The 11,353-nt window shown below is 63.3% G+C and carries 7 protein-coding genes and 1 tRNA gene; 1 reads left to right on the plus strand and 7 read right to left on the minus strand.

Annotated elements, in window-relative coordinates; all coding sequences use genetic code 11:
- Positions 1-243 precede the first annotated feature (243 nt).
- The 7 genes from HNQ83_RS23575 to fdnG all read right to left on the minus strand — a co-directional run bounded on the left by HNQ83_RS23575 (position 244) and on the right by fdnG (position 9,503).
- A tRNA-Sec gene (locus tag HNQ83_RS23575) sits at positions 244-339 on the minus strand.
- 7 nt (positions 340-346) lie between these two features.
- A complete protein-coding gene (selB, locus tag HNQ83_RS23580) occupies positions 347-2,254 on the minus strand; it encodes a selenocysteine-specific translation elongation factor (RefSeq protein WP_175391160.1) in 1,908 nt (635 codons plus the stop codon).
- A 21-nt stretch (positions 2,255-2,275) separates the two neighbouring features.
- Positions 2,276-3,691: an L-seryl-tRNA(Sec) selenium transferase gene (gene selA / locus HNQ83_RS23585; RefSeq protein ID WP_175391161.1), complete on the minus strand. Its 1,416-nt coding sequence runs from the start codon at positions 3,689-3,691 to the stop codon at positions 2,276-2,278.
- A 229-nt stretch (positions 3,692-3,920) separates the two neighbouring features.
- Positions 3,921-4,847 carry a formate dehydrogenase accessory protein FdhE gene (gene fdhE / locus HNQ83_RS23590; RefSeq protein ID WP_175391162.1) on the minus strand — a complete coding sequence of 309 codons (927 nt, stop codon included), beginning with the start codon at positions 4,845-4,847 and terminating at the stop codon, positions 3,921-3,923.
- A gap of 4 nt (positions 4,848-4,851) precedes the next feature.
- On the minus strand, positions 4,852-5,505 hold the full coding sequence (locus tag HNQ83_RS23595) for a formate dehydrogenase subunit gamma (protein ID WP_175391163.1): 654 nt from the start codon (positions 5,503-5,505) through the stop codon (positions 4,852-4,854).
- Positions 5,502-6,437, minus strand: coding sequence for a formate dehydrogenase subunit beta (gene fdxH / locus HNQ83_RS23600; RefSeq protein WP_175391164.1), 936 nt, complete (start codon positions 6,435-6,437; stop codon positions 5,502-5,504). Before fdxH ends, HNQ83_RS23595 begins: the two co-directional genes overlap by 4 nt.
- On the minus strand, positions 6,438-9,503 hold the full coding sequence (fdnG, locus tag HNQ83_RS23605; protein ID WP_175391165.1) for a formate dehydrogenase-N subunit alpha: 3,066 nt from the start codon (positions 9,501-9,503) through the stop codon (positions 6,438-6,440).
- Between the two features lie 336 nt (positions 9,504-9,839).
- Here fdnG and HNQ83_RS23610 point away from each other — a divergent pair, with 336 nt between their 5' ends.
- Entirely contained in the window at positions 9,840-10,994 is a 1,155-nt protein-coding gene (locus tag HNQ83_RS23610; protein WP_175391166.1) for a MalY/PatB family protein, read from the plus strand.
- Positions 10,995-11,353: the final 359 nt, after the last annotated feature.

Here is an 11,353-nt window from a genome sequence, read left to right on the forward strand (position 1 = left end):
CGGGTTAGCCGCGCACGGCCATGGATGGCCGATCGCGGCGGGCCCACGGAGCAGGGCCGGAGCGAGGGAACCCTGAGCCTCAGCGAAGGGCCGTACGTCAGGGGCAAAAGCGCTTGGTTACTTGGCGCTCTTCCAAGTAACCCGCCGTAAGGGCGGAACCAATAGCAGCCGTTACCGCAGCAATGGATATACACCCCATCCATATGCGCGCTCAAAACACCAAACTCAAACCTGAAAGAAAACTGGCGGAAGGCAGCCGGAGTCGAACCGGCCCGGGAACGGATGCCGTCCCCAACCGGGTTTGAAGCCCGGCCGCGCCACCGGGCGCGATTGCCTTCCTGAAACCTCAGTGATCCGTTCGCTGGGCCAGTGCATTGTCCAACCGGATATGGCGCTTGTCGCCAAACCGCCGCGTCAGGCCGAGCCGGTCGAAGTACTCGAGAATCTGCACACTGCGTTTACGCCCCAGGCCCACCGTATCGCGAAACGCCGCCACCTGGATCAGCGGGTTGGCGTCGGCCAGCTGCAACAGCGTAGTCGCCAGACGGCGAATCATCGTGTCCGTGTAAAACAGGTCGCGCACCACCTGATGCATGAGCCCCAGCCGTGCCATTTTGCGCAGCAGCAAGCGCACCCTGGCTTCATCATGACCCAGATCGCGTACCCAGGGCGGATCGAACCCGGCGGCGTCGAACAAGGGCTGCAACTGTTGCCACAGCGCTTCGTCCTCGTCGCTCAGGCGCACTTGATGCTCGGGCAAGTGCAGCCAGGGCCCAGTGGTTTCAATGGCGCTGCTGGCCAGCAACTCATCGAGCAGGCTGATAAAGGCCGGGCGGTCCAGGGCCGTGCCGCAGAAGCGCCGCAGTCGGTCGCGGTCCGGTCCCATTTGATCGGGTTCCAGCTCATGAAACCGCGCCAGGTGCCGCAGCAGTTCGGCTTTCAAGGCCTGCCAACGGTCAGCGTTGAACAGCACCGGACCTTGCCGCGTCTCGATCAACCGCACGTCAACGGGCAACACCCAAGTGGCACGCGGATGATTGAACTGGCGCTCCAGTCGTTGCGGATCGAGCCCGGTGTCGCTGTTGGCCAGCAGCGCCGGCAGAATACCCTCGAACCCAGTGGCGTTGGTCAGCGCCTGTAATTGCGCGATTCGCTCGGGACTGCGACGGTGCCGGGTCGGTGCAAACGGGTCGAGCACCCGTCCACCGCCCAGGGTCCGCTGCGCGCTCTGGTCGCGCAGGATCAACGGATCGCCCTTGACCACCTGCACCGGTGCATTCAATAGGATTTGCGCCAGCATCCGCTCAGCCGGCGCCAGGCTGGAACCTTCCAGCAAGGCCACGCGGCCTGTGACGTCCTGGGTACCGACATGCACATGCACCGGCTGAAAATGCTCGAAGGCGCGGGGTTCGCTCGGCAACAATTGCAGGTCGATGTCCACACGCTGGGTCGGTGCGTACAACCACTCGGCCGACAACCACTGCCCGCGATGAATCTGCTCCAGCGCCAGGCGTTCACCGCTAAGGTTCAACGCGACACGCTGCCCGGCGATGGCGGTTTCGGCGGCTTGATTCTGCGCATGCAGGCCCCTCACCCGCACTGATTTGCCGAGGGGACCGAGCATCAGCGTATCGCCTGCCGCCACCTGCCCCGACAGCGCCGTGCCGGTGACCACGATACCCGCGCCCGCCACGCTGAACGCCCGGTCAATCCACAGGCGAAAACCACCGTCGAGGCGGCGTTCCTGTACTTCACGCTGCGCATCGAGCAAGGCCTGGCGCAGGGTGTCGATGCCCTCCCCGGTCACGCTTGAAACGGCGATCAGTGGCGCCCTGGCATAAGGTCCGGGCGCCAACAAGGTATTGAGCTGCTCGCGTACGGCGTGCACCCGGGACGGCTCGACCCGGTCGCATTTGCTGATGGCCACCAGCGCCCGAGGAATGCCCAGCAGTTCGACGATGGCCAGGTGTTCGCGAGTCTGTGGCATCACACCGTCATCGGCGGCGACGACCACCAGCGCCAAATCGATGCCCTGCGCCCCGGCGAGCATGTTGTGGGTGAAGCGCTCATGCCCCGGCACGTCGATAAAACCGGTCAGGTCCTCGCCCGGCGCCAGTGCTGCATAGAGGTAGCCCAGGTCGATGGTCATGCCGCGCTCGCGTTCTTCCCGGCGCCGATCACCCGCCTGCCCGGTCAACGCCTGGAGCAATGCTGTCTTGCCGTGATCGATGTGCCCAGCTGTGGCGACAATCACCCTGCCCGTCCCTCTTTGTCATCACGCATGCAAATGATCGAGTTGCGCCAGCCACGCTGGCTCGTCGTCCAGCTGCCGCAGATCCAGCCACAAGGCGTCGTCATCGATGCGCCCAAGCACCGGGATCGGCAAACCGCGCAAGGAAGCCTCCAGCCCGAGCAGGCAGCGGCCGCGCAGGCGTTTGGACGTGTTCGGACGCAGGCACAACGCGGCACTGGGCAAGCGCGCCACCGGTTGGCTGCCGCTGCCAATCATGCCCAGCGCCGACTCCGCGCTGACGCTCCAGGCAGCGCCCAACACCCGTGCCAGTGATGGTTGCAGGCGCTGCGCCTGGGTGAGGATCTCCGTCTGGGGACGCGTCAGCAGGCGCAGGCTCGGCAGGCGCTCGGTCAACCGATCCGGGTTGCGGTACAGGCCCAACACGGCTTCGAGTGCCGCCAGGGTCAGTTTGTCGACCCGCAGCGCGCGTTTCAGTGGGTTCTTCTTGATCCGGGCGATGAGATCCTTGCGCCCGACAATCAATCCGGCTTGCGGGCCGCCGAGCAATTTGTCGCCGCTGAAGGTGACGATGTCGGCGCCATCGAGCAAGGCCTGGCGCACCGTGGGTTCGGCGGGCAAGCCCCAGCGCGTGAGGTCCAGCAGACTGCCACTGCCCAGGTCTTCGAGCAGCGGCAAGCCATGTTGATGGGCCAGTTGCGCAAGCTCGGAAGTCGGCACGCTGGCCGTGAATCCCTGAATGTTGTAGTTGCTCGCGTGCACGCGCATCACCAGGCCACTGCGCGGGCCGATGGCGGCTTCGTAGTCCCGGGCATGGGTGCGGTTGGTGGTGCCGACTTCGTGCAGCTTGACCCCGGCCCGGGCCATGATGTCGGGAATGCGGAACGCGCCGCCGATTTCGATCAGCTCGCCCCGGGAAATGATGCCTTCCTTGCGCGCGCCCAGGCTGTTGAGGGTCAGCAGCACCGCCGCGGCATTATTGTTGACCACCGTCACCGCTTCGGCCCCGGTCAGCTCCCGGATCAAGCCTTCGATCAGATCGTCGCGGTCGCCGCGCTTGCCGCTGTGCAGGTCGAACTCCAGATTAAGCGGATAACGCGCGGCCAGTTGCACAGCTTCAATCGCTTCCTCTGGCAACAAGGCGCGCCCAAGGTTGGTGTGCAATACGGTCCCGGTCAGATTGAACACCCGACGCACATGACTGCGATGCTGACTGGCCAGGCGTTCCCCGACCCGCCCCGCCAGCACTTCAGGGCTGGTTTCAACGGCTTCGACCTGCCCCTTCTGTACGCCTTCACGCACCTCATCGAGCAATTGCCGCAGGGCAGCCAGCAAGGCCTCCCGCCCATAGCGCTCGGCCAGGGGGCCGCATGCCGGGTGTCGCAGCAAGCTGTCGATGGAAGGTAAATGCGGCGTTTGGCTGGCAAGGCTTGCGGGCATCAGGCGCTCCGGAATACCAGGAGATTGGCGGCTTCGTGAGCAGGATCGCTCCCACATCTGAATGCATTCCCCTGTAGGAGCTAGCCTGCTCGCGATGGTCGTGAACGATAACGCGCCCTGTCTGAAAGATCGCGCCGTCTGGACCTCCATCGCGAGCAGGCTCGCTCCTACAGGGGAACGAGTACATCCGCGAAACAGTGACCGTTGCGCCAGAGTGTAGACCCTGTGCTCACTCGTCTCCCGGGGCCAGCAACAGATTCGGTGCCAGCCGCTGGTAGCCGTCCTGGGCCAGGCGCATGTCCAGCATCAGGCTGGCCAGGTCTGCCGACAAGGCTTCGGCGTGGGCATCATTCTCCAGATACAGGAGTTTCAGATAACAATTGCAGCCCGGACAGACTTCGGCCCGCAGCGGCGCCTGATTGGCGGCGTGGCGATCGTCTTCGAGGCTGAGGTATTCCAGGCCCTTGCTCTGCTCGCAGTACACGCATTTGACCCGCACCACGTGCCATTCGCAGGCGCACAAGGAACAGACCAGATAGCGCAAACCGTTGTGCTTGCCGCGATTGCGGATGACGCCGGCCATGGCTGGCGAACCGCAGGCCGGGCACTGGCTGAGACTGGTCCCCTGGGTCAGTTGCAGATTCGGCGTGCCCAGCAACCAATGGCTCCAGGCGGTTTGCAGGGCCGCACCGAGGAACGGCACCAGGGCCGCCGGCACCAGCGAATACTGGCCACTGACCAGCGCCACCGCCCAAGCGCGGCGTTGTCCCGTGCCGGCTTCACGCAGGGTGTCCAGCGCATCGGCCACGGCGGGTTGTTCGGGGGCGACATAGCGCTGCAACAAGGCGTCGAGGTACGCCTGCCATTCCTCCTCGCGGCTCAGGCTGTCGGCGGCGAACGGCGGTAGCCCGTGCTGCTGGCACAATTCGATGCGTTGTCGGTCGAGGGGGTCGCTTGCCGGCGGATCATCCAGCACCCGCTGTTGCGCCCGACACAACCCCGCCAGCAGGCGCAGGTAGTCGGCCAGCGGGTGGCCTTCGGCCAGACGTTCGAGACGCTCGGCGCGCAGGCTGAACAGGTTGTGCGGCGGCAGGTGCAGAAACGGCGGCGAACCGGCCGCCGCTTCGATTTGTCCGGGTTCGAGGAGGGTCGCCAAATCGTTATCCTTTTTTGTTCAACGGCGGGTTGGGACGCTCGTCGCGGGTCACTTCCCGATACCACAGTTCATGGTGCTTGCGCGCCCAGGCCCGGCTGACCCAGCCGTGCAGCATGGCGCTGACCGAGCCCTTGATCCAGATGCCGGCATAGATGTGCACGATGATGCTGAAGATCAGCACGAACCCGGCCAGGGCGTGCAACAGCATCGCCCAGCGAATGCTGGTGATGCCGAAGTACGCGCTGAAATACGCCCGCCAGATCACCAGTCCGCTGAACAGCAGCACCAGCATGCACAGCAGTAAAGTCCAGAACAGCAGCTTCTGCCCGGGGTTGTACTTGCCGATGGGCGGTACGCCCTCCTCCTCGTTGCGCATGACCCGGTCGATCCGCCGCAGCCACAACCGGTCATTGCTGATGAAGTAATTGGCCCGCCAGAACTGCACCACCAGGCCGAGAAACAACAGGAACATCAGCACGCCCATGAACGGGTGCAGGATGCGGGTCCAGGGACCGCCGCCAAACAGGTTGCTCAGCCAGAACAGCGCCGGATGAAACAACGCCAGCCCGGACAACCCGGCCATGAAAAACAGAATCGCCACCAGCCAGTGATTGGTGCGCTGGTTGGCGGTATAGCGAAGGATCTGCTTGCGGATCATGGCCTGCTCTCCCGCTTCGGATCATAGGTGTGCACCGACGGATCGACTTCGTGCACCGCCGGGTCCGTGTCGTGCGGCAGTTCATCCTCTTCGACCACCTGCGGGCCGACCCGCACATAGTGAAAGAATCCCGCCAGCACCGCCAACCCCATGGCCAAGAGGCCCAGCGGTTTGCTGACGCCTTTCCACAGCCCCACCAACGGGCTGATGACCGGATCGCTCGGCAACCCGGCGTACAGCTTCGGCGTGTCGGCGTGGTGCAGCACGTACATCACATGGGTGCCGCCGACACCGGCCGGGTCATACAGCCCGGCGTTATCGAAGCCACGGCTCTTGAGGTCGACGATGCGCTCGGCGGCGTGTTCCTTCATGTCCTCCTTGGTGCCAAACACGATGGCGCCGGTCGGACAGGTTTTCACGCAGGCCGGCTCCAGCCCCACCGCCACACGGTCCGAACACAGCGTGCATTTGTAGGCCTTGTGATCCTTTTGCGAAATGCGCGGAATGTTGAACGGGCAACCGGTGATGCAGTAACCGCAGCCGATGCAATGGTCCTGGTTGAAGTCGACGATGCCATTGGCGTGCTTGATGATCGCCCCGGGGCTGGGGCATGCCGCCAGGCAACCGGGTTCGGCGCAGTGCATGCAGCCGTCCTTGCGGATCAGCCACTCCAGGTTGCCGGCATCGGTTTCGTGCTCGGTGAAGCGCATCAGGGTCCAGGTTTCTGCGCTCAGGTCTTGCGGGTTGTCGTAGGTGCCGAGGTTGTGGCCGACGTCGTCACGCAGCTCGTTCCATTCCGAGCACGCGACCTGGCAGGCCTTGCAGCCGATGCATTTGGTGGTGTCGATCAGCTTGGCGACTTCCTCCAGGTTGCGCACCGACGAAGGCACGGTGGTGGTGGCCGAGCGGGCAATGATGTCTTGGCTGGCCATTTAGACTTTCTCCACGTTGACCAGGAATGACTTGGATTCCGGGGTCTGGGTGTTGCCATCGCCCAGGAACGGCACCAGGGTGTTGGTCAGGTAACCGTGACGCGTCAGGCCGGTGAAGCCCCAGTGCAGCGGAATACCGATCTGGTGCACCACCTGATTGTTGACCTGCAATGGCCGAATCCGCTTGGTCACCACCGCCACCGCTTCGATGTGCCCGCGCTTGCTGCTGACCCGCACGCGGTCACCGGCAACAATGCCTTTCTCCTTGGCCAGGACTTCGCCGATTTCGACGAACTGCTCGGGTTGGCTGATCGCATTGAGCTTGCAGTGCTTGCTCCAGAAGTGGAAATGCTCGGTCAGCCGATAGCTGGTGGCGGCGTACGGGTAGTCCTTGGCCACGCCGAGGGAATCCCATACCGAATCGAAGATCCGTGCCGCCGGGTTGCTGGTGGCTTTCTTGTTCTGCGGATGCAGCGGGTTGATGCCGATCGGTGTCTCGAACGGTTCGTAGTGCTCGGGGAATGGCCCCTCGTTCATTTTGTCGACGGCAAAGAACCGCGCGACGCCTTCGGGGTTCATGATGAACGGGCTCATCCCTGCTTCCGGCGCCACGTCGGCCTTGTAGTCCGGCACATCGGTGCCGCCCCAGGCCTTGCCGTTCCACCACACCAGGCGTTTTTTCTCGTCCCACGGTTTGCCTTGCGGGTCGGCCGAGGCGCGGTTGTACAGGATCCGTCGGTTGGCCGGCCAGGCCCAGGCCCAGCCTTGATGCTGATGCATGCCGAACGGGTCGTTGTTGTCGCGCCGGGCCATCTGATTACCGGTTTCGGTCCAGCTGCCGCAGAAAATCCAGCAGCCGGACGCCGTGCTGCCGTCGTCCTTGAGCTGACTGAACGCGGCCAGTTGCGCATTGGCCTTGATCGCCGCCCCCGTGGCATCGGTGAAGTCGGTGGTGGCGCTGCCGTTGATTTCCTTGGCCAGCTCTTCCGGTGAAGGCTCGTCGGCAATCTTGTACGGCCACGACAGTTTGAGGATCGACTCGGCCCAGGCGCCGCCGTTGGCCTGGTAACGCTGGCGCAAGCGCAGGAACAACTCGCTCATGATCCGCACGTCGGTACGCGCCTCGCCGGGGCCGTCGGCGCCTTTCCAGTGCCATTGCAGCCAGCGGCTGCTGTTGACCAGCGAGCCGTCTTCTTCGGCAAAACAGGTGGTGGGCAGGCGAATCACTTCGGTCTGGATATCGGCGCTCTTCACATCGTTGTACGGCCCGACATGGCGCCAGAACTCCGAGGTCTCGGTGGACAGCGGGTCCATCACCACCAGCCATTTCAACTTGGCCAGCGCCAACATCACCCGGTTCTTGTCGGGCAACGCGGCGATCGGGTTGAAGCCCTGGCACATGTAACCGTTGACCTTGCCCTGGCCCATCAGGTCGAAGACCTTGAGGATGTCGTAGTTGGGGATGTCCAGCTTCGGCAGGTAGTCGTAAGCCCAATTGTTCTCGGCCGTGGCATTGGCGCCGTACCAGGCTTTCATCAGGCTGACGTGGAATTTGCTGTAGTTCTGCCAATAGGACAACTGCCCGGGACGCAGCGGTTTTTGCGTGCGCTTGACGATGTAGGCGTTGTAGTCCTGCTCGGCATCGCCGGGCAAGGTGAGATACCCCGGCAGCGAGTTGGACAACAGGCCCAGATCGGTCAGCCCCTGGATGTTGGAATGCCCACGCAAGGCGTTCACGCCGCCGCCCGGCATGCCGACGTTGCCCAGCAACAATTGCACCATCGCCGCGCTGCGGATGATCTGCGAGCCGATCGAGTGCTGGGTCCAGCCCAGGGCGTAGAGAATCGTCATGGTCTTGCCCGGAACCGAGCAAGTGGCGATTTCGTCCCAGATTTTCTGCATCGCATCGACCGGCATGCCACAAATCTGGCTCGCCAGTTCGATCGTGTAGCGGCTGTAGTGCTGCTTCATCAATTGATAGACGCAACGCGGGTCTTGCAAGGTCGGGTCGACCTTGACGAAGCCGTCCTCACCCAGCTCATACCCCCAGCCGGACCTGTCGGTGTAGGCGCGTTTGGCCACGTCGTACCCGCTGAAGATACCGTCCTCGAAACCGTACCCCGCTTTGACGATGAACGAGACGTCAGTGTAATTGCGCACGTACTCGTGCTGGATCTTGTCCTGGGTCAGCAGGTAATTGATCAACCCGCCCATGAAGGCGATGTCGGTGCCGGTGCGAATCGGCGCGTAATAGTCGGCCACCGAGGCGGTCCGGGTGAAGCGCGGATCGACCACGATCAGCCGCGCCTGGTTGTGCGCCTTGGCTTCGGTCACCCATTTGAAGCCGCACGGGTGCGCTTCTGCTGCGTTGCCGCCCATTACCAGAACCAGATTCGCGTTGGCGATGTCGGTCCAGGTATTGGTCATGGCACCACGGCCGTACGTCGGGGCAAGACTTGCCACCGTCGGGCCGTGTCAGACACGCGCCTGGTTATCAAACCCCAGCATGCCGAGACTGCGAATGACCTTGTGGGTGATGTAGCCCGCTTCGTTGGACGCCGCCGAGGCCGCGAGGAAACCGGTGGTCAGCCAGCGGTTCACCGTCTGGCCCTGGGCGTTCTTCTCGATGAAGTTGGCGTCGCGGTCGGCCTTCATCAGGTCGGCGATGCGGTCCAGTGCTTCATCCCAGCCGATACGCGTCCACTCGTCGCTGCCGGGCTTGCGGATTTGCGGGTATTGCAGGCGTCCGGGGCTGTGTATGAAATCCAGCAGACCGGCGCCTTTGGGGCACAAGGTGCCGCGGTTGACCGGGTGGTCGGCGTCACCTTCGATGTGGATGATGCTTTGCGCGACATTCTTCGCCGTATCGCCCTGGCTGTACATGATCAACCCGCAGCCGACCGAGCAATACGGGCAGGTGTTGCGGGTTTCATGGGTGTGGGCGAGCTTGAAATGACGCACCTGTTCGGCAAAGGCAGGCGTCGGGGCCATGCCCAACGCGCCCAGGCTAGAGCCTGCAAGGCCGATACCGGCGACCTTGAAGAACTGACGACGGCTGAGGTCCATCGTGCACTCCTGATCAGGTGGAGATCCGGTGCTTTGCCGGATTTTTCTGGACAATCACGGTCGCGGCAGACGGGCTGCCGACATCTCAAACTTTAGTCAACACACTGACAATCTGTGTGAAAACCGACCGTCGGCCGTTTGTCGAACCCTGTGGGAGCGGGCTTGCCCGCGATAGCGGTCGGTCAGCCAACATCAATTTTGACTGTGCCGCCGTCATCGCTGGCAAGCCCGCTCCCACAGGGTTTGTTTTGTATGGCTATTGAGCAGGCTCGCTCCCACAGGGGCTAGGGGCTTATCATGGCCGGCATGATTAACCCTGCCTTCACGAGACCCCGCATGACTTTCGATTTTGATCAGGTGTTCGACCGCCACAACACCGGTAGCACCAAATGGAGCCGCTACCCGGCCGATGTATTGCCGATGTGGGTTGCCGACATGGATTTCGCCGCGCCGCCGATGATCATCCAGGCCCTGCAAAAACGCCTGGAACACCCGATGGTCGGCTACAGCGTGGCCCCGGAAAACCTGCGCGAAGCGATCGTCGCCGACCTGTGGAACAAGTACGCCTGGCGCGTCGAACCACAGGAGCTGATCTTTCTGCCGGGTGTCGAGTCGGGGTTCAACATGGCGCTCAAGGCGCTGGTCCAGCCACAGCAAAACGTCGTGGTGCAGGTCCCGAACTACCCGCCATTGCGCCATGCGCCGGGCCACTGGGGCCTGAACAAGGTCGAACTGGGTTTTGACGCGCAAGCGGACGGCACCTATGCCACGCCGCTGGATACCCTGAGCCAGTCGCTGCAAGGTGGCGGCGCCCTGCTGCTGAGCAACCCGCACAACCCGCTGGGCAAGGCGTTCCCCCGGGCCGAACTGCAAGCCATCGCCGACATCTGCCTGGAGCACGATGCCTGGATCATCTCCGACGAGATCCATGCCGAACTGTGCTTCGACGGTCGCAAGCACATTCCGATGGCCACCCTGAGCCCGCAAGTCGCCCAACGCACCATCACCCTGATGTCCGCCAGCAAGGCCTACAACATCGCCGGGCTGAAAACCTCGTTCATGATCATTCAGGACCGCCACCTGCGCGAGCGGGTCAACCACGCCCGTTGCGGCATGGTCGACAGCGTCAACCCGCTGGGCCTGGAAGCCACCCGTGTCGCCTACAGCGAAGCCGGGCCCTGGCTGGCCGAACTGAGCGCCTATCTGCAAAGCAACCGCGATTACCTGGTCGACGCCGTGCGCACGCGCCTGCCGGGCATCACCATGAACGTGCCGCAAAGCACCTACCTGGCCTGGCTCGACTGCTCGGCCCTGGGACTGGACAACCCGCAGCAGTTCTTCCTCGAACAGGCGAAAGTCGGGCTGAGCCCTGGCCTGGACTTCGGCGACGACTGCAAACAGTTCGTGCGCCTGAACTTCGGCTGCCCGCGGTCGCTGCTGGAAGAAGGCATTGCCCGGATGGAGCGCAGTTTGCGCAACCTGACGGCCTGATAATCCACAGATCCCCTTGTGGGAGCGAGCCTGCTCGCGAATACGGTGTGTCAGTCTCCATCAATGTTGACTGTACCGGCGTCTTCGCGAGCAGGCTCGCTCCCACAGGGGATTTGTGTGATTTCCGGCGTCCAGCCAATCATCTGAAACCCAACCGAACTCAAGCCAAAGCCCCACGGTCAGCCCTTTGACTTCTCACCGTTGAAAACGGAGATCGAAGATGACCGTCCCCGGCCAGCGCTTTGTCGTAACGGGGGCAAGCCGGCTCTCTGACGTCGCTGAAAAATGGAACCCGCGGACAGTTCCAGCGCTCCACAGCTTATGAGCCCGGCCATGACCGTCATACTGTTGTTGTAGGA

This window comes from Pseudomonas sp. C2B4, from assembly GCF_013359695.1.
In the GTDB taxonomy this organism is placed as follows: domain Bacteria; phylum Pseudomonadota; class Gammaproteobacteria; order Pseudomonadales; family Pseudomonadaceae; genus Aquipseudomonas.

Coding starts and splice junctions, on each gene's coding strand:
- selA (WP_175391161.1), bottom strand. CDS start 3,691: ATGCCCGCAAGCCTTGCCAGCCAAACGCCGCATTTACCTTCCATCGAC.
- HNQ83_RS23595 (WP_175391163.1), bottom strand. CDS start 5,505: ATGATCCGCAAGCAGATCCTTCGCTATACCGCCAACCAGCGCACCAAT.
- fdxH (WP_175391164.1), bottom strand. CDS start 6,437: ATGGCCAGCCAAGACATCATTGCCCGCTCGGCCACCACCACCGTGCCT.
- HNQ83_RS23610 (WP_175391166.1), top strand. CDS start 9,840: ATGACTTTCGATTTTGATCAGGTGTTCGACCGCCACAACACCGGTAGC.